General features: G+C 68.6%; 20 protein-coding genes. 18 read left to right on the top strand and 2 right to left on the bottom strand.

Going from position 1 to position 22,340, the window contains the following annotated elements:
- Positions 1–4 precede the first annotated feature (4 nt).
- Entirely contained in the window at positions 5–1,318 is a 1,314-nt protein-coding gene (locus tag CA951_RS20255; RefSeq protein WP_087558515.1) for an HNH endonuclease signature motif containing protein, read from the top strand.
- 5 nt (positions 1,319–1,323) lie between these two features.
- Here the strand turns inward: CA951_RS20255 and mftM are convergent, their stop codons facing one another.
- Positions 1,324–2,148 (bottom strand): mycofactocin oligosaccharide methyltransferase MftM, encoded by an 825-nt coding sequence (gene mftM / locus CA951_RS20250; protein WP_087558514.1) that lies wholly within the window; start codon positions 2,146–2,148, stop codon positions 1,324–1,326.
- A 38-nt stretch (positions 2,149–2,186) separates the two neighbouring features.
- Complete coding sequence (gene mftR / locus CA951_RS20245; protein ID WP_087558513.1) at positions 2,187–2,810, bottom strand: mycofactocin system transcriptional regulator; 624 nt, start codon at positions 2,808–2,810, stop codon at positions 2,187–2,189.
- A 133-nt stretch (positions 2,811–2,943) separates the two neighbouring features.
- Between mftR and mftA the strand changes: the two genes are divergently transcribed.
- The 17 genes from mftA to CA951_RS20160 all read left to right on the top strand — a co-directional run bounded on the left by mftA (position 2,944) and on the right by CA951_RS20160 (position 22,251).
- A complete protein-coding gene (gene mftA / locus CA951_RS20240; RefSeq protein WP_005573048.1) occupies positions 2,944–3,039 on the top strand; it encodes a mycofactocin precursor MftA in 96 nt (31 codons plus the stop codon).
- Positions 3,040–3,041: 2 nt separating this feature from the next.
- Positions 3,042–3,344 (top strand): mycofactocin biosynthesis chaperone MftB, encoded by a 303-nt coding sequence (mftB, locus tag CA951_RS20235; RefSeq protein WP_167372162.1) that lies wholly within the window; start codon positions 3,042–3,044, stop codon positions 3,342–3,344.
- Between the two features lie 36 nt (positions 3,345–3,380).
- Positions 3,381–4,598 (top strand): mycofactocin radical SAM maturase, encoded by a 1,218-nt coding sequence (mftC, locus tag CA951_RS20230; RefSeq protein WP_087558512.1) that lies wholly within the window; start codon positions 3,381–3,383, stop codon positions 4,596–4,598.
- A gap of 29 nt (positions 4,599–4,627) precedes the next feature.
- Positions 4,628–5,809, top strand: a complete 1,182-nt coding sequence (gene mftD, locus CA951_RS20225) for a pre-mycofactocin synthase MftD (RefSeq protein WP_087558511.1) — start codon at positions 4,628–4,630, stop codon at positions 5,807–5,809.
- Between the two features lie 16 nt (positions 5,810–5,825).
- On the top strand, positions 5,826–7,787 hold the full coding sequence (locus tag CA951_RS20220; RefSeq protein WP_087558510.1) for a mycofactocin system FadH/OYE family oxidoreductase 1: 1,962 nt from the start codon (positions 5,826–5,828) through the stop codon (positions 7,785–7,787).
- Between the two features lie 8 nt (positions 7,788–7,795).
- The gene (locus tag CA951_RS20215) at positions 7,796–8,608 is read left to right on the top strand and encodes a mycofactocin-coupled SDR family oxidoreductase (protein WP_087558509.1); all 813 of its coding nucleotides are present in this window, start codon (positions 7,796–7,798) and stop codon (positions 8,606–8,608) included.
- The gene (locus tag CA951_RS20210; protein WP_087558508.1) at positions 8,605–10,566 is read left to right on the top strand and encodes a mycofactocin system FadH/OYE family oxidoreductase 2; all 1,962 of its coding nucleotides are present in this window, start codon (positions 8,605–8,607) and stop codon (positions 10,564–10,566) included. Before CA951_RS20215 ends, CA951_RS20210 begins: the two co-directional genes overlap by 4 nt.
- A 50-nt stretch (positions 10,567–10,616) precedes the next feature.
- A complete protein-coding gene (mftE, locus tag CA951_RS20205) occupies positions 10,617–11,339 on the top strand; it encodes a mycofactocin biosynthesis peptidyl-dipeptidase MftE (protein WP_087558507.1) in 723 nt (240 codons plus the stop codon).
- 106 nt (positions 11,340–11,445) lie between these two features.
- Positions 11,446–12,846, top strand: coding sequence for a mycofactocin biosynthesis glycosyltransferase MftF (mftF, locus tag CA951_RS20200; RefSeq protein ID WP_087558506.1), 1,401 nt, complete (start codon positions 11,446–11,448; stop codon positions 12,844–12,846).
- Positions 12,846–14,318, top strand: a complete 1,473-nt coding sequence (gene mftG / locus CA951_RS20195) for a mycofactocin system GMC family oxidoreductase MftG (protein WP_087558505.1) — start codon at positions 12,846–12,848, stop codon at positions 14,316–14,318. The genes mftF and mftG overlap by 1 nt, the downstream gene beginning before the upstream one ends.
- 66 nt (positions 14,319–14,384) lie before the next feature.
- Positions 14,385–15,701: a helix-turn-helix domain-containing protein gene (locus CA951_RS20190; protein ID WP_087558504.1), complete on the top strand. Its 1,317-nt coding sequence runs from the start codon at positions 14,385–14,387 to the stop codon at positions 15,699–15,701.
- A 78-nt stretch (positions 15,702–15,779) separates the two neighbouring features.
- Positions 15,780–17,303, top strand: coding sequence for an aldehyde dehydrogenase (adh, locus tag CA951_RS20185; RefSeq protein ID WP_015889872.1), 1,524 nt, complete (start codon positions 15,780–15,782; stop codon positions 17,301–17,303).
- Positions 17,303–17,845 carry a DUF779 domain-containing protein gene (locus tag CA951_RS20180; RefSeq protein WP_087558503.1) on the top strand — a complete coding sequence of 181 codons (543 nt, stop codon included), beginning with the start codon at positions 17,303–17,305 and terminating at the stop codon, positions 17,843–17,845. The genes adh and CA951_RS20180 overlap by 1 nt, the downstream gene beginning before the upstream one ends.
- A 154-nt stretch (positions 17,846–17,999) precedes the next feature.
- A complete protein-coding gene (gene eat, locus CA951_RS20175; RefSeq protein ID WP_087558502.1) occupies positions 18,000–19,454 on the top strand; it encodes an ethanolamine permease in 1,455 nt (484 codons plus the stop codon).
- Positions 19,451–20,863, top strand: a complete 1,413-nt coding sequence (locus CA951_RS20170; RefSeq protein ID WP_087558501.1) for an ethanolamine ammonia-lyase subunit EutB — start codon at positions 19,451–19,453, stop codon at positions 20,861–20,863. The genes eat and CA951_RS20170 overlap by 4 nt, the downstream gene beginning before the upstream one ends.
- Entirely contained in the window at positions 20,860–21,627 is a 768-nt protein-coding gene (gene eutC / locus CA951_RS20165) for an ethanolamine ammonia-lyase subunit EutC (protein WP_087558500.1), read from the top strand. Before CA951_RS20170 ends, eutC begins: the two co-directional genes overlap by 4 nt.
- A 78-nt stretch (positions 21,628–21,705) precedes the next feature.
- A complete protein-coding gene (locus CA951_RS20160) occupies positions 21,706–22,251 on the top strand; it encodes a hypothetical protein (protein WP_087558499.1) in 546 nt (181 codons plus the stop codon).
- Positions 22,252–22,340: the final 89 nt, after the last annotated feature.

The raw sequence follows: 22,340 nt of genomic DNA, 5'->3' as shown, positions 1-22,340 counted from the left end.
GGAAATGAAGGCACCGGACCTGGAGGAGTTGCGGGCGTTCACGACGCGGTTGCGGTGCGTCGAGGCGTGTGGTGATGCCGGGTTGGGGATCGAGTGGATCGACGCGGTGGAGTCGTTGAAGTCGGTGGGGTGTGCGGTGCAGGCCGTCGTGACCGATGATGTCGCCACCTGCATGCGGGAGGACCGCAAGGCCCGCCGGTTGCCGCGGGCGGAGTGGAACCGCGGCATNGCCTCGCAGATCGCGTTGGCGCGCAGGGAATCCCCGAACCGNGGNGGCCGGCATCTGGGGTTCGCGCAGGCNGTGGTGCACGAGATGCCGCACACGTTGGCGTTGCTGCGGTCGGGGCGGTTGAACGAATGGCGTGCGACGCTTCTGGTGCGGGAGACGGCGTGCCTGTCGGCTCAGGATCGCGCGGTGGTGGATCGGCGGTTGTGTTCGGACCCGGACGTTCTCGACGGNGTCGGTGACCGCGGGCTGGTCGCGAAGGCGAAGGCNNTGGCGGTGGAACTCGACGCTGCCGCGGTGGTGGCCCGGTACCGCAAGGCCGTCTCCGAGCGTCGGGTGACGACGCGGCCGGCCCCGGATTCGATGGCGTATCTGAGTGTGCTGCTGCCGATGGAGCAAGCGGTGTGCCTACGGGCGACGCTGGGTCGGGACGCCGACAGTCTCATCGCCACCGGGGACAGTGGTGGCCGCACCCGGAATCAGTTGATGGCGGATTTGTTGTTCGACCGCGGCACCGGAGCCTCGGTGGCCGATGGTGTGCCGGTGGCAGTGAATCTGGTGATCTCCGACGAGGCCTTGTTGGCAGGGGAGAACGAGGCGGCGGATGTGGCGGGCTTCGGTCCGGTGCCGGCGGGGATCGCGCGGCAACTGGTGGCGAATGCCCTCGATGGCGATGCCGCGGTGACCCTGCGAAACGTGTACTCGTGTCCGTTGTCGGGGGCGTTGACGGCGATGGAGTCGCAGTCGCGGGCGTTCCCGAAAGGCTTGCGGACGTTGATCGACCTGCGGGACCGGACGTGCCGGACGCCGTGGTGTGATGCGCCGATCCGGCATCACGACCACATCCTGTCCCGCCGCAATAAGGGTGCCACCACCGCGCACAACGGGGCCGGTTTGTGCGCGGCCTGCAATTACGCGAAGGAAGGCGACGGCTGGACCGCCCGCCCCGTCAGGCGGCACGGCCGCACGCATCTCTTCGACCTCGGTACCCCGACCGGGCATCACTACCGGTCGGCGGCCCCACGACTGCCGTCCGCGGCGCGACGGTCGGAGATCGAGGCGATCCTGATCGCGCACCTCCGAGCGTCATGAGGAGATCAGCAGTCGATGACGAGCCAGCCGCCGTGGTGCTCGAACACCTCGAACGGGCGTCCCGTCGATTCGCCGAGTTCGGTGAGCGACGGTGTGTCGAAGGTGCGGATGTGTCCGTGGCAGGCCGTTGCCTCTTCCTCGTAGGGGACGGCGACGACAACCCGTTCGCGCGCAACCCGGAGGGCCTCGGATATTACTGCGGCCCCGATGTTTTCGTCGACGTGCTCGAGGAGGTGGATGGCGGTGACGGTGTCTGCGCTGTCGTCGGGGACCGGCACGTGTGCGGCGTCGCACACGACGGTGCGCAGATGGAGTCCGAGTTCCGGTGCCACCGCGTCGAGGAGGGTCATGGTGCCGGGAAGGATGTCGGTTGCCGTGACGGACCGTCCGGCGCGGGCGAGTCGCAAAGGGAGGAAGCCGAAGCACGACCCGAGGTCGAGGACGGAGCCGCGGACCAGTTGTTCCGCCTTCTCGTGGATCGGTGCGAAGTCGGCGGTGCCGTCGAGCAGCTCGTTCAGCGAGTTGCGGTAGTAGACGGTCCACGCCTCGAGCGCACCGTCGACGGTGGAGCGCACCAGTCCGACCATCGTCGATTCGAACTCACCCTGACCGAAGTCGGCGTCCTCGATGGACGCGGTGACCGCGGCGACGAGTCTCTCGCTCAGATCCTCGGGTGTCAGGGCGTGTGTGACCCGCAACCGGTCGCCGTCGCGGGTGAGGGTGAGCGGCCCGTCCGCCACCCGTTCGACCGTGACGTGGCCGTGCGACCACAGCCCGGGTTCGCACGGAGCGAGAGAGTCGAACGCGGGTGTGTCGAGAGTGGAAGTCATTCGAAGCAACCTTGCCGAGAGGTGATGGCGGGAGTGGGTCAGGTTCGGGTGTCGGGCTCGCCGAGGGAACTCAGCCCATCGTAGAGCGATTGCATTCCGCTGGCGAGTAGTTCGTTCAGTTCGAGCGAATCGTCGTCGAGCCACTGCTCGTACGCCGACATCGCAACGCCGAGTAGGAGATAGCCGACGGTCCGCGGAACGTGGTCGGTCGGTGAGACCCCGAGCCGGCTCGCGACGTACTCGGCGATGACGTTGCGCCACCCTTCGTACATCACCACCGAATACGCCTGCAGGGCGGGCACTCGCAGGATCAACCCCATGCGTTTGCGGTGGTTGACTTCCTCGCTCTCGGGAAACGCGTTGAACTCCAGGAGTGCCGCGGTGAGCCCGTCGACGATCGGGATGTCGCCGGGTTGCGCGGCGAGTTGGGCGCGCATTTCGGCGAGGTGGGCGTCGAAGTCGCCCCACGGGATCGCGTTCTTGGACGGGAAGTAGCGGAACAGGGTGCGGCGGGCGATGCCGGACGCCTCGGCGACTTCGTCGACGCTGGTGGCGTCGAACCCCTGTTCCGTGAACAACTCGATCCCGACGGTGCTGATCCGATCCTGCGTCGTGGACGGGCGTCGCCCTATCCGACTGGATGGTTTTCGCCGACTTCTCAACTTTCGTACCCTCCCGAGCTGTCATTCTGCACTCGATGCCATTACAGTGGTGAGGCGAGTCACAGGAATGGTCACCTATGACGGGGAACATCCCTCCGGCTCGCGCCGTATCACCGAACAGTAGGAGGAAATCATGTCGGATCGCGACAACAACGTGCTGGAAAACGACTTGGTCGAGGAATCCCTGGTGGAAGAGGTCTCGATCGACGGCATGTGCGGCGTGTACTGATCATGTCCGCTCCAGCATCTGCTTCAGTGACCGGCAACGCCGGTATCGATCTCGATGTGGGCTGGAAGCTTCATCCGCAGGTGGCGCTGCGTCCCGAACCTTTCGGGGCGCTGCTCTACCACTTCGGGACGCGCAAACTGTCGTTCCTGAAGAACCGCACGATCGTCGCGGTGGTCGAATCGCTTCCCTCACACGCCGACGCCCGGTCCGCACTGCGGGCGCAGGGTATCGGGGACGACGCGGCCGCGCAGTACGCGCGAGCGCTCGGCACGTTGGCCGAGTCGCACATGATCGTCCCCGCCTGACCAGCTCTCTTCACCCCGTATCAGAGGACACAGCCCATGACCTCCATGCTCGAAAGGCCTTCCGCCCCGGTCGGCCGCCTCGTCGACCAGTTCGAACTCGGTCTCGACGCCCCGATCTGCCTGACCTGGGAGTTGACCTACGCGTGCAACCTGTCGTGTGTGCACTGTCTGTCCTCGTCGGGCCGGCGTGACCCGCGGGAGCTGAGCACCGAGCAGTGCAAGTCGATCATCGACGAACTGCAGCGCATGCAGGTGTTCTACGTGAACATCGGTGGCGGCGAACCGACGGTTCGCTCGGACTTCTGGGAGCTGGTCGACTACGCGACCGCCCACCAGGTCGGGGTGAAGTTCTCCACGAACGGGGTGAAGATCGACAAGAAGGTCGCCGCCCGGCTCGCGGCCAGCGACTACGTCGACGTGCAGATCTCCCTCGACGGTGCGACGGCCGAGGTCAACGACGCCGTCCGTGGTCCGGGTTCGTTTGCGATGGCGGTGCGGGCGCTCGAGAATCTGTCCGAGGCCGGTTTCAAGGACGCCAAGATCTCCGTGGTGGTCACCCGGCACAACGTGTCCCAGCTCGACGACTTCAAGGCGCTGGCCGACAAGTACGGCGCCACCCTGCGCATCACCCGCCTGCGACCGTCGGGGCGCGGCGCGGACGTGTGGGACGAACTGCATCCCACGCAGGCGCAGCAGCGCGAGCTGTACAACTGGCTGGTCGCCAACGGCGAGGGTGTGCTCACCGGCGACTCCTTCTTCCACCTGTCCGCCTATGGCGACGCGTTGCCCGGCCTGAACCTGTGCGGCGCCGGACGGGTGGTGTGCCTGATCGACCCGATCGGCGACGTCTACGCCTGCCCGTTCGCGATCCACGACCAGTTCCTCGCCGGAAACATCGTGGCGGACGGCGGTTTCCAGCAGGTGTGGCAGACGTCGGAGCTCTTCCAGGAGCTGCGGTCCCCGCAGACCGGCGGCGCGTGCAGCAAGTGCAACCACTACGACTCCTGCCGCGGCGGGTGCATGGCCGCGAAGTTCTTCACCGGCCTGCCGATGGACGGCCCGGACCCCGAATGTGTGATCGGCAACGGCGAACTGGCGTTGGCTGCCGCGGGGGAGATCCCCAAATCCAGTGTCGACCACTCCCGCACCGGCCAGCGCCGGACTCCGCGGGCGCCGGTTCCGTTGACGCTGATGGTGCGTCCGCCGGCAAAGATTTGTGACGAGAACCCGCTTGCGGGCATGGACCAGACGTAACACGTCTGCCGGGTACGAGAGGTATTTCCATGGGTAAGAATCCGTTCTTCGAGACGGTGGCCGAGGCTCAGCGACGCGCGAAGAAGCGCCTGCCGAAGTCGGTGTACGCGGCGCTGATCGCCGGGTCCGAGCGCGGCGTGACGGTCGACGACAACATCGCGGCGTTCGGCGAACTGGGGTTCGCCCCGCACGTGGTGGGGCTGTCCGACAAGCGCGAGCTGTCCACGACCGTGATGGGACAGCCGATTTCGCTGCCCGTCATCATCTCCCCGACCGGTGTGCAGGCGGTGCATCCCGACGGTGAGGTCGCGGTCGCGCGTGCGGCGGCGGCACGGGGGACGGCGATCGGTCTGAGTTCGTTCGCGAGCAAGTCGGTCGAGGAGGTCACGGCGGCCAATCCTCAGACATTCTTCCAGATGTACTGGGTCGGCAGCCGCGAGGTGCTGATCCAGCGGATGGAGCGCGCCCGCGCCGCTGGGGCGACCGGACTGATCATCACCACCGACTGGTCGTTCTCGTACGGACGTGACTGGGGTAGCCCGGCCATCCCCGAGAAGATGGACCTGAGGGCCATTCTCCAGTTCGCGCCGGAGGGAATCACCCGGCCGAAGTGGTTGTACGAGTTCGCGAAGACCCGCAAGATCCCGGATCTGACCACCCCGAACCTGGCGCAGCCCGGTCAGGAACCGCCGACCTTCTTCGGCGCCTACGGCGAGTGGATGCAGACGCCGCTGCCGACGTGGGACGACATCGCGTGGCTGCGTGAGCAGTGGGGCGGCCCGTTCATGCTCAAGGGTGTCATGCGGGTCGACGACGCGAAGCGGGCCGTCGACGCCGGTGTCACCGCGATCTCCGTGTCGAATCACGGTGGCAACAACCTCGACGGCACCCCGGCGCCGATCCGCGCGCTGCCCGCCATCGCGGAGGCCGTGGGCGATCAGGTCGAGGTGCTCCTCGACGGCGGCATCCGCCGCGGCAGCGACGTCGTGAAGGCCGTCGCGCTCGGTGCACGGGCGGTGATGATCGGCCGCGCGTACCTGTGGGGTCTCTCGGCGAACGGTCAGGCCGGCGTCGAGAACGTCCTCGACGTCCTGCGCGGCGGTATCGATTCGGCACTGCTCGGGCTGGGCCACTCGAACATCCACGACCTCACCCCGTCCGACGTGGTGATCCCACCCGGATTCACCCGCGTACTCGGCGCCGAATCCTGAACCACGAACGGCGTAGATGTCTGCGCAACTGACAGGCCCGATCACCCTGGCCGGACGCCACGCTCCGTCCAGGGTGCTTCTGGGTCCGCATCCCACCAATCTCGGTGCGGGTAGAACACTGTCACCGCGTCACGTCGCGTACTACGAGCGCCGGGCGCGTGGCGGCGCGGGGATCGTCGTCACCGAGGTGGCGTCGGTCCATGCCTCCGACTGGCCGTACGAGCGGGCTCCGCTGGCGACCGACTGCGTCGCCGGATGGCGGGACGTGGTCGCGGCCTGCCGCCCGCACGGCACGCTGGTGCTGGCCGGGTTGGGGCACACCGGACTGCAGGGGTCGAGCGCCTACTCGCAGTCGGTGCTGTGGGGACCGTCGGGGGTCGCCGACGTGATCTCCCGTGAGATGCCGATGCAGATGGAGCAGGCGGAGATCGACAGTCTCGTCGACGGCTTCCGGGCCGGGGCCGCTGCGGCGGTCGCAGCGGACGTGGACGGTGTCGAACTCGACGCCGGACCGAGAGCGCTACTGCGACAGTTCCTTTCGAACCTCACCAACGTGCGCGAAGACGAGTACGGTACCGACCCGCTCCGGCTCATCCGCGAGGTCCTCACCGCCGTCCGCGCAGAGCTGGGCCCCGGCCGGATACTGTCCCTGCGCCTGAGCTGCGACGAGGAGACGTCCTGGGCGGGGATCACGCCGTCGATCGCCGCCGGTCACGTACGGGACGTGGCCGACGCACTCGATCTGCTCGTGGTGGTCCGGGGCGGGCCGCTGTCGCCGAACGCCTACCGCCCCGACTTCCACCGGCCGCAGGCGTTCGGCACCGAACTCTGCCGCGGCATCCGCACGGCCGTCACGGGCGCGGTCCCGGTCGTTCTCCAGGGCAGCGTCGTCGATCCGGCCGATGCCCGGTGGGCGCTGGAGGAGGGTGTCGCCGACGTCGTCGAGATGACGCGTGCCCAAATCGCCGATCCCGATCTCGTCGTCAAGATCCGCCGCGGTGCAGCGCCGCGGCCGTGCGTCCTGTGCAATCAGACGTGCCAGGTACTCGACCCCCGCAACCCGGTCGTCACGTGCATCGGAAATCCGACGGCCGGGCACGAGACCGTCGATCCCACCGAGGACGCCGCTGTGGTCGGCGGCACGGTACTGGTGGTCGGGGGTGGTCCGGCCGGACTCGAGGCGGCGCGGGTACTTGCGCTGCGAGGTCACCGGGTCACCGTGGCGGAGGCGTCGACACGGCTCGGCGGGATGGTGCGGGCTGCGGTCGGGGCGCCGCACCTCAGGGCGCTGACCGACTGGCTGGAGAACGAATGCCGCGGTCTCGGCGTCGAATTCCGTCTCGGCACAACGGTCTTCGAAGCCGAACTCGACGCCGCGGAACGGGACGGCGTGACGGTGATCCTCGCGACCGGCAGCACGCCCAGGCCGCTGCCGTTCCCCGTCGGGGGAAGTGTCCGGTGTTTCGGCGCCGCGGACCTGCAGGACGGTGACGAACCGGTTGAGGGACCCCACGTCGTCTTCGACCCGGTCGGCGGACCCGTCGGCGTGGCGGTCGCCGACTGGCTCGCGGCGCGGGGACGCGACGTGAGCATCGTGACCCAGGACTCCGTGGCCGGCTCACGACTCGGCCTGACCGGCGACCTCGCCGACGCCAACACCCGCTTGCAACGGGCCGGGGTGACGCGTCACCTCGACAGCCGCATCGTGTCGATCGACGGCGACGGAATGCGGTTGCGCAACCGGTACACCGGCGAAGAGTCGGTGGTGCCGTGCGCCGTGCTGATCGACTGTTCGCATCGTCTCCCCGCGGACACGCTCGGCGCGACCCGCCCGGACGCGGTGCGGGCCGGCGACTGCGTGGCCCCCCGCACACTGCTCGAGGCGGTCCGGGAGGGTCGCACCGAGGCGCTGGCCGTGGCCGCACACCGGCGGTCCGAGTTCGATCACCATCCGTTCACCCTCGTCACCGAGAGATAGGACATTTCATGGGACAGTTCGACGACAAGGTCGCGTTCATCACCGGGGCTGCCCGTGGGCAGGGGCGGACGCATGCGGTGCGGTTGGCGCGCGAAGGTGCGGCGATCATCGGTGTCGACATCTGCGGACCGGTGTCGGAGTTCAACACCTATGAGCCGGCGACGGCGGACGACCTCGCCGAGACGGTGCGGCTCGTGGAATCCGAGGGCGGCAAGATTCTCGCCGAGCAGGCGGACGTGCGGGACAGCGCGCAACTGAAGGCGGTCGTGGACCGGGGAGTCGAACAGTTCGGCCGTCTCGACATCGTGATCGCGAACGCCGGGATCTGCAATTGGAATCGCTTCTGGGAGATGCCCGACGAGCAATGGGAGACGCTGATCGACGTAAATCTCACCGGCGCGTGGAAGACACTGAAGGCAGCGGTCCCGGCGCTGATCGAGGGTGGCCGCGGCGGGTCGATCATCGTGATCAGTTCCGTCGCCGGGATCAAACCGCTCCCGGGGCAGGCCAATTACGCCGCCTCCAAGTTCGGGCTCGTGGGACTCACCCAGACCGCGGCCAAGGAACTGGGCGAGTACGACATCCGGGTCAACTCCATTCACCCGTACGGGGTGAAGACCCCGATGGGCACCGACCCGGGCAGCCTCGTGATTCTCGAGAAGCACCCGCACTACTTGTCGAGCTTCGGCACCATCCTCACCGAGCACCCGCTGGCCGAGACCGACGACATCACCGACGCGGTGGTGTGGCTGGCCGGTGACGGGTCGCGGCGGGTCACGGGCAGCCAGGTCGCCGTCGACATGGGCAACACCAAGGTGTGAGCACCTCCGCGTACCGCCACCTGTTCACCCCGTTGCGCCTGGGACCGCTGACTCTGCGCAATCGGGTGGTCTTCTCGGCGCATCTCACGGGGTACGCCGTCGACGGTCTGCCCACCGCTCAGCACGCCGCCTACTATGCGGCGCGCGCGAAGGGCGGTGCGGGCCTGATCATCTCCGAAGAGCACGCCATCCACCCGGGTGACTGGCCGTACGAGAAGGTGATCGCCGGTTACCGGCCGGAGGTCGTCCCGGGATACCGGCGGATCACCGACGCGGTCCACGCACACGGAGTCCCGATCCTCGCGCAGGTCAACCACAACGGCGGCCAGGGGTCGAGCATGTATTCGCGGCGGCCACTGTGGGCGCCGAGTGCCGTCCCGGACCCACTGTTCCGCGAAGTCCCGAAGGCGGTCGATCACCGGGAGATCCGGGCCCTCGTCGACGGGTACGCGCGCGTGGCGGAGCACTGTGTCCGAGGCGGATTCGACGGCATCGAACTGCAGTGCTCGCACTCGTCGCTGGTGCGCAGTTTCCTCGCCCCCGCCACGAATCAGCGCAGGGACCGCTACGGCGGGTCGCTGGCCAACCGTGCGCGCTTCCTCCTCGAGGTCGTCGAGGCGGTGCGCGCGGCGATCGGCCCGGACCGCGCGCTCGGGGTGAGGCTCGCGGGGGAGGACCTGTTCGACGGCGGGGTGCACCTCGACGAGGCGGTGGAGGTGGCCGCTCTGCTGGAGGCGGACGGCCGGGTCGACTACCTCAACACGTCCATCGGGATGGCCACCGAGACGCTGCACATGATCGAGGCGTCCATGGCCGTCCCCCGCGGGTATGCGCTGTTCGTCCCCGATGCGATCCGGCAGCGAGTCGGACTTCCGGTGGTCGGTGTCGGACGGTTCTCGGATCCGCATCAGGCCGACCGGGCTCTCGACGAGGGGCATTGCGACCTGATCGGGGTGGTGCGCGGCCAGATCGCGGACCCGGACTTCGCGGCGAAGGCACTGGCCGGCGAAGAGGACACCATCCGATCGTGCCTGGCGTGCAATCAGGAATGCATCGGACGCATGGGTCTCGGCCGGTGGCTCGGCTGCGTCGTCAACCCGCGTGCGGGCAGGGAATCGGTCCTGCTGCCCGAACCCACGATCCGCGGCAGGCGGGTCGTGGTGGTCGGCGGCGGACCTGCCGGGCTGAAGGCCGCCGCCACCGCCGCGCAGCGGGGGCACCAGGTGACGCTGTTCGAACGCGCCGCCGTCCTCGGCGGTCAGGTCCGGACGGCCGCCGTCGTCCCGGGACGCCGCGAGTTCCTCGATCTCGTCGTCGACCTGGAAGCGGAATGCGTTCGGCGCGGCGTGGATGTGCGGACCGGCACCGACGCGACCGCCGAGGCGCTCGCGCAGGGACGACCTGACGTGGTGGTGCTCGCGACCGGGGCACGTCCGCGCCGTCCGCGCTGGGCGGGTGCGTCGGACCGGGTGGTGGATGTGCGGGACGTGCTGGAGGGTCGCGCGCACCCGTCCGGGTCGGTGCTGGTTGTCGACGAACTGGGATTCCATCAGGGCACGTCCGTCGCGGAGTTCGTCGCCGACGCCGGGTGTGCCGTCACGATCTGCACGCCGGGGATGATCGTCGGCCAGGATCTCGGGATCACACTGGACCTCGAGGGATGGAACCGGCGGGCGCACGGCAAGGGCATCACCCAGGTCTCGGATGTGGTGCCGACCGGGTGCGACGACGCCGGCGAGGGCAGGCTCGTGGTCACGCTCCTGCACCACCCGACCGGTGCGTCGCGTCGACTCACCGTCGACTGGGTGGTGTCGTCCGCACATCAGAAACCGGAGGACGGGCTCTGGAAACAGCTGGCCGACAGTGGTATCGAGGTGCATCGCGTCGGGGACGCCCTGGCTCCGCGCCGCGCGCACTCCGCCGTCATCGAGGGGGAGCGGGTCGCGCTCGCGCTCTGACGCAGGCGGTCACGGCCCGGGTCGAATCCGCGGTCGCCTAGCATCGGGGGATGCCCCATTCCGGACACCTCGACGACGCGGTGTGGCCCGACCTCGTGTCCCACGTGTCGACGGTCGTCGTCCCAGTCGGCTCCCTCGAGCAGCACGGACCGCATCTGCCGCTCGACACCGACACCACCATCGCCGACGCCGTGTCCCGCGCGCTGCCGCACGTGCTCGTCGCACCCCCGATCGCGTACGGCGCCAGTGGCGAGCACGAGGGGTTTCCCGGGACCGTCTCGCTGGGGTCGGAGGCGCTCGAGGCCGTCCTGGTCGAATACGGCAGGTCCGCATGCCGGTGGGCGGACCGCGTGCTGTTCGTCAACGGGCACGGAGGAAACGGACCCGCATTGGTCAAGGCTGTCGCCTTGCTTCGTTACGAGGCCCGGGACGTGGCCTGGGTGCCGTGCGCGGTCCCCGGAGCCGACGCGCATGCCGGGCGTACGGAAACCTCCTTGTTGCTACACCTTTCGCCTGGTCGGGTGCGGTTGTCCAGGGCCGAGCCCGGTAATACGGAACCTGTCGCGAGGTTGATGCCAAGACTGCGTGAAGGCGGTATGGTCGCCGTGTCGGCCAATGGGGTGCTCGGTGACCCGACGGGCGCAACGGCCGCGGAGGGGGCGCAGATCTTCGGCGTGCTCGTCCACACAGTCACCAAGGCACTGGCCCGGTGGGAACCGGGCCCCGACGGACGGCTCCGGTGCGAACCGGGCGCCGATGGGAGGCTCCAATGACCCGCACGGGCGCCCTCGAGTTGCCGAGGGCGGATTTTCGGCACATCCTTGCGGCTGATTTCCGGCATGCCCTGCCGGCGCTGTCCGATCCGCATACGATCGACTGATGCGCCAAGCTCGACTTCCCGACGGATTCGGGATCCGAATCGACCCCAAGGTACGCGCATATTCCGGAGGTCGAGTGCTCATCGGCGGTTCGCCGACCCGGATGCTGAAGCTGGCGCCCACCGCGGCGGCCATGATCGGAGACGGCTACCTCGAGGTCGTCGATCCGCAGTCCGCCGTCGTCGCACGCCGCCTCCTCGACTCGGGGGTCGCCAACCCGCGCCCCATGAGCACGCCGTCCCCGCGGGACGTCACCGTCGTCATTCCGGTGAAGAACAACGCGTCCGGCCTGCACCGGGTGCTGGCCGCGCTCCGCGGACTCGAGGTCGTCGTCGTCGACGACGGTTCCGACGTCCCGATCGTCGCCCCCGCGCTGCAGAACGGGTGCGGTGGCAACGTCACCGTGCTGCGCCACGAGACGGCCGAGGGGCCCGCCGCGGCCCGCAACACCGGTCTGCGTTACGCCGCAACTCCGTTCGTGGCGTTCCTCGACTCCGACGTCCTGCCGCGCACCGGGTGGATCGAGGTCATGCTCGGCCACTTCAGCGACCCGGCGGTCGCGCTGGTCGCCCCGCGGATCGTGGCGCTCGAATCCGAGGCGAGCACGCTCGCCCGGTACGAGCACGCCCGCTCCTCCCTCGACCTCGGACGGAAGGAGTCCGCGGTCCAGTCCGGCGGCCCGGTGTCGTACGTCCCGAGCGCCGCGATGATCGCCCGTCGTGAGGTGCTCGACGAGTTCGGCGGCTTCGACGAGTCCATGCATGTGGCGGAGGACGTCGACCTGTGCTGGCGACTCCAGGAGTCGGGCTGGCGACTGCGGTACGAGCCCGTGGCCCACGTCGCGCACGACCATCGCGTGGCGTTCGGAAAGTGGTTCGGCCGCAAGCTGTTCTACGGCACCGGTGCGGCGCCGCTGGCGGCGAGGCATTCGGGCATGGTCCCACCGCTGTCGATGTCGCCGTGGACGTTCTTCGCGTGCCTCGCCGCGGCCACCTGCACCCGGCTGGGTCTGCTCGGCGCCGTCGCCACGCTCGCGATGATGCTGGTGCGCCTGCGCCGCATGTTCACGGGACTCGACCAGCCGACCCGCATCGCCGCCATCCTCGCCGCCCAGGGCTTCGCTGGTGGTGCCTGGCAGCTGGCGTCCGCGATGTGCCGCCACTACTGGCCCGTCACGCTGCTGGCGGTGTTGTTCTCGAAACGGATTCGCCGGATCGCGCTCGCGATCGCCGTCGCCGAGGGGGTCGCCGACTGGGTCACCCACCGGGAGCCCGGCGGGCTGGGACCGGTGCGGCACACGGTGTTCAAGCGGCTCGACGACGTCGCGTACGGTGCCGGGCTCTGGAAGGGCGCTGTCGCCGCCCGCGACTTCGACGCATTGAAGCCCCGGTTGAAGTCGTAGTGGCCGATCCGATTCGCGCCGCCGACGTCGTGGTCGTCGGCGGCGGTTCGAGTGGATGCGTGGTGGCCGCGCGGCTCAGCGAGGATCCTGAACGATCGGTCCTCCTCCTCGAGTCCGGACCCGGTTACCGGTCGGCGCTCGACTGTCCCGTCCTCGACTACCGAACGCTGCCCGTCGGTCCGGGCAGCGCATTCGCGCAGGCGTACGGCGTGGAGTTGGCGCCGAGCGTGCCCTCGGCCATGGTGCGCGGTCACGTCCTCGGCGGGTCGGGCGCCGTCAACGGCGCCTACTTCGTCCGCGGGACGGAAGCGGATTTCCGGAACTGGCCCGTGTCGTGGTCGTACGAGAACGTGCTGCCCACGTTCCGGACGCTCGAGCGCGACGCCGACTTCGACGACCCCCGGCACGGCACCACCGGCCCGATGCCCGTGCGCAGGCAGCCCGCGGAGCAGCTGAGCGAGATCAGCGCGGCGTTCCGCGCCGCGGCGCTCGGCGCGGGACATCCCGAGGAACCCGACAAGAACGGAGCCGGCGACGGCGGGATCGGCCCGGTGCCGCTCAACGTCGACGGTGGCCGCCGGGTCAGCACCGCCCTCGCGTATCTGCTGCCGGCAGTGGAGCGGCCCAATCTGACGGTCGAGGCGAACTCCGCTGTCGTGCGAATCCTGTTCTCCGGTCACGAGACGGTGGGCGTCGAGGTCGAGTCGGCCGGCATCCGTCGCACGGTCCGCGCCGGCCGGGTCGTACTGGCGGCGGGACCCGTCGAAACCCCGGTGCTGCTGATGCTTTCGGGAATCGGTCCGGCAGAACATCTGAGGGACAACGACATCGATGTCGTCCTCGATGCGCCCGGTGTGGGCAGCGACTTCAGCGATCACCCCGAAGTCGCGCTACCGTACCGTATCCGGAACACGCTCCGCCGCAGTGGCACGAGTCCGGTCGTCGAAACGGTGCTGAACGTCGGCGACCTCGAGATCCGTCCGTACACGGCGCCGTTCGACGTGCTCGTCCCCGGATCCGGGCAACCCGACCCGGTCCTCGGGATCGGGCTCATGGTGACGGAGAGCCGGGGCGACATCCGGCTCACGTCGGGGCACCGCCGGGACCGTCCCCGGATCCAGTACCGCTACGCGCAATCGGCGGCCGACCGCCGGGCGCTGCGTGAGGGGCTGGCCGTCGCACTGGACCTGCTGCGCTCGCCGGAACTCGGCCCCTTGGTCCGGCCGCTGTCCGAGGAGGTGTCCGACCGCTCCGTGCTCGCGCACCTGGGGACGTCGCTGCATCTGTGCGGCAGTTGCCGGATGGGCGGACGCGCAGACGCGGGCGCGGTCGTGGACGATCGGTGCAACGTCCGCGGCATGGAGGGTCTGACCATCGCGGACACCTCGGTGTTCCCGGTGGTCCCGAGCCGGGGGCCGCACGCCACCGCGGTCATGGTCGCCGAGCGGGTCAGTACCTTCCTCGGGGAGTGACGGAGGGCGGAACCCGGCCCCGTGTGACCCGGGTTACAGTAGGCAGAGACGCCGTGGAGGAGTTCGATGCAAAGTCAACCGCCCACAGGGGGCAATCCGTGGGTCGCCGTGCGCCCGGGAGACGACGTCGCGATGCTGGCGCGCAGGGTGTCGTCGGCGCATCAGTTGTTCGTCGATCGTCGCGCCCCCGCAGGCCGTGACCAGGCAGGTGACGGAAATTCGGTGCGGTCGGTCATCCTCGATTCGTGGATGCGCAGCACGAGCAAGGGCGTCAGCCCGGACGGGTCCGCCCGCGCGGTCGATCTGGCGGCCGCGGACCTCGCCGCGTACCGGGCGTCGCACCCGATGTCGATCATCCGGCCGGTGGTGCGCAAACTCCTCGTCGAGGACGCCGCCGACACCGGTCTGCTCGTCGCCATCACGGACGAGAAGGGCCAGTTGCTGTGGGTCGAGGGCGATTCGTCCGCCAAGGACCGCGCACTGGAGATGAACTTCGTCGAGGGTGCCGACTGGAGTGAGGACACAGTCGGCACCAACGCACCGGGCACCGCGCTGGCGCTCGACCACTGCGTGCAGATCTTCGGAGCCGAGCACTTCAGCAGGTCGGTGCACGACTGGAGTTGTTCGGCGGCGCCCGTCCACGACCCGGCGACAGGGCTGATCGTCGGCGCCATCGACATCACCGGCGGGCCGCGGGTGGCGGTACCCGAGGTGCTGTCGCTGATCCGGGCCACCGTCGCGGCCGCCGAGGCGGAATTGCGCCTGCACCTGCTGCGCTCACCGCAGCCGCTGGTCGAGACGGTGCTGCGGCTGGAGGTGCTGGGGTCGGGACGACCGACTCTGGTGCGCGGCGCCGACCGCATCCCGCTGTCGCAGCGGCACGCCGAAATCCTGCTGCTCCTCGCAGAACACCCCGAGGGCCTGAGCTCCGACCGGCTCGCGGTGCTGCTCGACGAGAACGAACTCGACGCCGTCACCATTCGTGCCGAGATGTCACGCCTGCGCAAGGTTTTCGGTCCGGCGAACCTCGGTTCGCGGCCGTACCGGCTGCTCACCGAATTGACGTCCGACGTCCGGCAGGTGCGCGGAGCTTTGGACCGCGGTGAGCTGTCCGCCGCCCTCGACGTCTACTCGGGTCCGGTCCTGCCCGGGTCGGAGGCTCCCGGGGTCGAGGACCTGCGCGGCGAACTGCGGGCCCGCGTCCAGGCGGCGCTGCTGCGGGAGGGCGATCAACGGTTGCTCGCGAAGTGGACCACGTCCGTCCACGGCCGCGAGGACGTCGCCGCATGGGAGGCGTACCTCGCGGGCCTCGATCCGCGTTCCCCGTTGTATTCGCAGGTCAAGTCGAGGATCGATCTGTTCGATCAGCAGTACGCAACGTAGTTGCAACGGTACGGTCCCTAGTGTTGTGAGTCACACCGAGAAAGTTCCATCGAGTTTCACGACACCAGGGAGTTATCGATGACCGTGTATGCCCGCCCGGGTTCGCCCGACGCCGTCATGTCCTTCCAATCGCGTTACGACAACTGGATCGGCGGCCAGTGGGTTGCGCCCGTCAAGGGCCAGTACTTCGAGAATCCGACCCCCGTCACCGGGCAGCCGTTCTGCGAGGTCGCGCGGTCGACGTCCGAGGACATCGAGCTTGCACTCGACGCCGCACACGCCGCGGCTCCGGCCTGGGGCAAGACGTCGGTAGCCGAGCGCGCCATCATCCTGAACAAGATCGCGGACCGCATCGAGGAGAACCTCGAGTCCATCGCCCTCGCCGAGTCCTGGGACAACGGCAAGCCGATCCGCGAAACCCTGAACGCCGACATTCCGTTGGCCATCGACCACTTCCGCTACTTCGCCGGTGCGATCCGCGCGCAGGAAGGCGCCCTGTCGGAGATCGACTCCGACACCGTCGCCTACCACTTCCACGAGCCGCTCGGCGTCGTCGGCCAGATCATCCCCTGGAACTTCCCGATCCTGATGGCCGTGTGGAAGCTCGCCCCCGCGCTCGCCGCAGGCAACGCGGTCGTTCTCAAGCCCGCCGAGCAGACCCCGGCTTCGATCCTGCATCTGATCTCCGTCATCGGCGACCTGCTGCCCGCCGGTGTGGTGAACATCGTCAACGGTTTCGGTGTCGAGGCGGGCAAGCCGCTGGCCTCGAGCCCGCGGATCCGGAAGATCGCGTTCACCGGTGAGACCACCACGGGCCGGCTCATCATGCAGTACGCGTCGCAGAACCTGATCCCCGTCACCCTCGAATTGGGTGGCAAGAGCCCCAACATCTTCTTCTCCGACGTCCTGTCGTCCAACGACGACTACCAGGACAAGGCGCTCGAGGGCTTCACGATGTTCGCCCTCAACCAGGGTGAGGTGTGCACCTGCCCGTCGCGTTCGCTGATCCAGGAGGACATCTTCGACGAATTCCTCGCGATGGCGGCCATCCGCACCAAGGCCGTCCGCCAGGGCGACCCGCTCGACACCGACACGATGATCGGCGCGCAGGCATCCAACGATCAGCTCGAGAAGATCCTGTCGTACATCGAGATCGGCAAGGGCGAAGGCGCCAAGGTGATCACCGGTGGTGAGCGCGCCGAACTCGGCGGCGACCTGTCCGGCGGCTACTACGTGCAGCCGACCATCTTCACCGGCCAGAACAAGATGCGGATCTTCCAGGAGGAGATCTTCGGTCCCGTCGTGTCCGTCACGTCGTTCAAGGACTACGACCAGGCCATCGAGATCGCCAACGACACGCTGTACGGCCTCGGCGCCGGCGTGTGGTCCCGCGACGGTGGCGTCGCCTACCGAGCGGGCCGCGACATCCAGGCCGGCCGTGTGTGGACCAACACGTATCACCAGTACCCGGCGCACGCCGCGTTCGGTGGCTACAAGCAGTCGGGCATCGGCCGCGAGAACCACCTGATGATGCTCGAGCACTACCAGCAGACGAAGAACCTGCTGGTCAGCTACGCCCAGAAGGCTCAGGGCTTCTTCTGATGGACGCAGCCCGGGCGCCTCAGCGCCTGAAGGCAACCGCCGGGGCGGTGGAGCTTCTCCGCCGCCTCGGCGGTACCCACGGGGCGCTGATGATGCATCAATCCGGCGGATGCTGCGACGGGTCCGCGCCGATGTGTTATCCCGACGGCGAATTCATCGTCGGCGACCGCGACGTGCTGCTCGGTGTCCTCGACCTGCGTCTCGGTGTCGGGGAGACCCCGTCCACCCGGCCCGAGGGCGCCGACGCCGTGCCCGTGTGGATCTCCGGTTCGCAGTTCGAGGCGTGGAAGCACACCCAGCTGGTGCTCGACGTGGTCCCCGGTCGCGGGTCGGGCTTCAGCCTCGAAACCCCGGAAGGCATGCGCTTCCTCAGCCGTGCGCGTGCCTTCACCCCGGAGGAGAACACCAGCCTCGCCGCGGAGGACGTCATCGTGGGCGAGCGGTGGGAGCAGGGCTGGAGGCCCGCACCGTCACCCGAACCGCAAGTGGTCGCCGAAGCCGTCGACGCATGTCCCGTGCCCGCTCGCCGCCCGGGCCCCTAGCGCCCGAAGTTCACTGCGACCGCGGTTTTTACGTCGTGGTCACGTTCTCCTGACACGACGTGTACACAGCTCATTCACCATTGGCCTCGGCCGTTCGGCACCGCATCTCGCGTGGCGTCGGCGAGGCAATATTCGGATCGACGTAGGGGACGGAATGTCACTCGTAGAACCATCCAAGAATTCCGGAACCGGTAACCACCACGATGCTGCCGACTTCCACTCCGAAGACAACAGCTATCTGGAAAAACGCACGCTCCGAAAGGGTTCGGCGGGCTGGGTGCTGCTCGCAGGGCTCGGCGTCAGCTACGTGATCTCCGGTGACTACGCCGGATGGAACAACGGGCTTGCCGAGGGCGGATTCGGCGGACTGCTGATCGCCGGTGTCGTCATCGCGGGCATGTATCTGGCCATGGTGCTGGGGATGGCCGAGATGTCCTCCGCCCTGCCCGCCGCGGGCGGCGGTTATACGTTCGCCCGGCGGGCGCTCGGGCCGTGGGGCGGATTCGCCACCGGCACCGCCATTCTCATCGAATACGCGATCGCGCCCGCCGCCATCGCGACGTTCATCGGCAGTTACGTCGAATCGCTGAACCTGTTCGGCATCACCGACGGGTGGTGGGTGTACCTGGCGGTCTACGCGATCTTCATCGGAATCCACCTGACCGGCGCCGGCGAGGCGCTCAAGGCCATGTTCGTCATCACGGCGATCGCACTCGTCGGGCTCGTGATCTTCGCGGTCTCCGCGATCGGGCTGTTCGACGCGGGCAACCTCACCGACATCGCCGCGACCGATGCGGCGGGGGCGTCGAGTTTCCTGCCGTTCGGCGCGTTCGGCATCTGGGCGGCCGTCCCGTTCGCCATCTGGTTCTTCCTCGCCGTCGAAGGCGTGCCGCTGGCCGCGGAGGAGGCACGCGAGCCGGAGAAGAACGTGCCCCGAGGAATCATCATCAGCATGCTCATCCTCATCGTCACGGGGGCATCGGTCCTGTTCCTCGCGACGGGGGCACTGGGTGCCGAGAGCCTGTCGACGTCCGGGAATCCGCTGGTCGAGGCGCTCGGTGACGGAACCGCGGCGAAGGTCGTCAACTACATCGGCCTGGCCGGACTCGTCGCCAGCTTCTTCTCGATCATGTACGCCTACTCGCGGCAGACGTTCGCGCTGTCCCGCGCCGGTTACCTGCCGACGAACCTGTCGGTCACCAACTCGCGGAAGGCGCCCACGCTCGCACTCATCGTGCCGGGTGTCATCGGGTTCGTACTCTCGCTCACCGGTGAAGGCGCGATGCTGCTGAACATGGCGGTGCTCGGCGCGGCCGTCAGCTACGTGCTGATGATGGTCAGCCACATCGTCCTCCGCAGGCGCGAGCCGGAGATGAAGCGGCCGTACCGCACACCCGGCGGCATCGTCACCACATCGTTCGCGCTGGTCATCGCGGCTGCCGCGGTGATCGCCACGTTCCTCGTCGATCCGGTCGCGGCACTCTGGACGCTGATAGCGTTCGCGGCCTTCATGGCGTACTTCGGCCTGTACAGCCGTCATCACCTCGTTGCCAATTCGCCCGACGAGGAGTTTGCTGTTCTTGCAAAGGCGGAGGAAGAACTCGAATGACCACCTACAGTCACGGAGTCGCAGGAACCGGGTACGCGTTCGACGGTCTCGTCGACCTGATGGCCAAGGCGACGCCGCTGCGCAGCGGGGACGAACTCGCCGGGTGCGCGGCGTCGTCCGACGCCGAACGCGCCGCCGCGCAGTGGGCGCTGGCCGATGTGCCGCTCGGCACGTTCCTGAACGAACTCGTCGTGCCCTACGAGGACGACGAGGTCACGAGGCTCATCATCGACTCGCACGACCGGGTCGCGTTCGGCGAGATCTCCCACCTCACCGTGGGCGGCCTGCGCGACTGGCTGCTGGACGTCGCGGCGCGGGCCGGCGCGGCCGAGACGTTCCGCCGCGTCGCCCCGGGGCTCACCCCGGAGATGGTGGCGGCGGTCAGCAAGATCATGCGCAACCAGGACCTCATCGCGGTCGCACGGGCGGTCACCGTCACCGCGGGGTTCCGGACGACGCTCGGCGTACCCGGCCATCTGGGAACCCGGTTGCAGCCCAACCATCCCACCGACGATCCCCGCGGTATCGCGGCGGCGACCCTCGACGGACTGCTGCTCGGGTGTGGTGACGCCGTCATCGGCATCAACCCGGCCACCGATTCGCCGCACGCCACCGCGGAACTGCTGCACCTGCTCGACGACATCCGTCAGCGTTTCGACATTCCGGCGCAGTCGTGTGTGCTGTCGCACGTGACCACCACGATGGGCCTGATCGAGGAAGGTGTTCCCGTCGATCTGGTGTTCCAGTCCATCGCCGGGACGCAGGGCGCCAATTCCAGTTTCGGCGTCGACATCTCGCTGCTGCGGGAGGCGAACGCGGCAGGCCGGTCGCTGAAACGCGGCACCGTCGGCGACAACGTGATGTATCTGGAAACGGGGCAGGGGTCGGCCCTGAGCGCCGGCGCGCACCTCGGCACGGGTGGCAGGCCCGTCGACCAGCAGACCCTGGAGACCAGGGCGTATGCGGTGGCCCGCGACCTGGAACCGCTGCTGATCAACACGGTCGTCGGTTTCATCGGGCCGGAGTACCTGTACGACGGCAAGCAGATCATCAGGGCCGGGCTCGAGGATCACTTCTGCGGGAAACTGCTGGGTCTGCCGATGGGTGTGGACGTGTGCTACACCAATCATGCCGAGGCCGACCAGGACGACATGGACACGCTGCTCACCCTGCTCGGGGTGGCGGGCGCGGCGTTCGTCATCGCGGTGCCGGGTGCGGACGACGTCATGCTCGGCTATCAGAGCCTGTCGTTCCACGACGCGCTGTACGCGCGCCAGGTGCTCGGACTCAGGCCTGCGCCCGAATTCGAGGACTGGATGCGCCGCCTCGGCATGGTCGACGACGCGGGGCGGGTGCTGCCGGTCGACGCCGCGGCGTCGCCGCTGCGAGCACTGACGGGGGCACGATGACCGATCCTGTCGCACAAGACTTCTGGGCGGAAATGCGAGCCACGACGCAGGCGCGTATCGGACTCGGCCGCACCGGGGACGCGCTGCCCACGCAGCGTGTTCTCGAGTTCCGGTCGGCGCACGCCGCGGCTCGCGATGCGGTCCATCAGCCGCTCGACGCACAGGCGCTGGCCGAGCAGGTCGAGGCGGTGGGCCTGGGCAGACCGGTGGTCGTCACGAGTCAGGCGTCGGATCGCAGCGAATACCTGCGCCGCCCCGACCTGGGCCGCACGCCGGCAGACCTGTCCGGTGTCCCCGCGGGGAACGCGGAGGTGGGGTTCGTCCTCGCCGACGGGTTGTCGCCTCGCGCGCTCACCGATCACGGGGTGTCCCTGCTGTCGGCGCTGGTCGACGAATTCGGGGGAACGTACTCATTGGCGCCGCCGGTGATCGCGACCCAGGCCCGGGTGGCGCTCGGCGACCACATCGCGCAGGCGCTGGGTGTGCAGACGCTCGTCCTGCTGATCGGGGAGCGGCCGGGACTGTCGGTGGCCGACAGCGTCGGCGTCTACCTCACACACCTGCCGCGCCCCGGACGCACCGACGCCGACCGGAACTGCGTGTCCAACATCCACCCACCCGAGGGGCTCGGCTACGAACTCGCCGCGCGCGTCGTGGCGGGCCTCGTATCCGGCGCCCGGAAACTGGGCCGGTCCGGAGTGGAGTTGAAGGACACTTCCCGCGCGGATGCGCTGGCAGCCCCCTCGGAGATCCTCGAACTGTAGTCGTGTTATCTAAAGGGCGGCAGGTCCGACCGGGCCTGCGGAGAACCGCCCTGGACGGGGTGTGACGAGGAGAGATCTATGGCCTTCGCTGGCAATGTGGACGAGTTGGCCCTGCTGCAGGCGGTCCGGTTGAAAGAGCAGGTCAGCGCGGCGGTACTCGCCGAACATCTCGGTGTGAGCGCCGCGTCCGCGCAGGCCGCGTACGACGCGCTGCTGACCCAGGGCAAGGCGCAGGAAGCCTCCGACGGCCGGATCGCGCTCACCGACGCCGGGCTGGCGGAGCTCGAGGACCAACTCGACGCCGAGCGCGTGTCCATCGACGAGGACTCGATCGCCGAGGTGTACGAGAGCTTCGTGCCGTTCCACGAGGAGTTCGTCGGATTGATCGACACGGCCGACGCCGATCAGCTGGCCGACCTGGACCGCCGCGCGTCGGTCGTGTTCGACGACCTGTCGGCGTTCGTGCCCCGGTTGTCCCGCTACCAGGACCTGTTCGCCGACGCTCTCGCGAAAGTTGCTGCGGGGGAGACGAAGTGGATCTCGGAACCGGTGATCGACTCGTACGCCACCGTGTGGACCGAGCTGCGCAGGGAGCTGATCGGCGCGTCCGGCGCCACCGAGTGACGTGAGCCGCGTCACCACCCCCCATTCGGGGGTGGTGACGCAGTGAGCCGGATCACTACTTTTCCTCTCATCCGGGATACGCCCACCAG

It is taken from the genome of Rhodococcus sp. NCIMB 12038 (genome assembly GCF_002165735.1).
Lineage (GTDB): Bacteria > Actinomycetota > Actinomycetes > Mycobacteriales > Mycobacteriaceae > Rhodococcus_F.
This window is presented reverse-complemented; position numbering and strand designations above follow the sequence as displayed.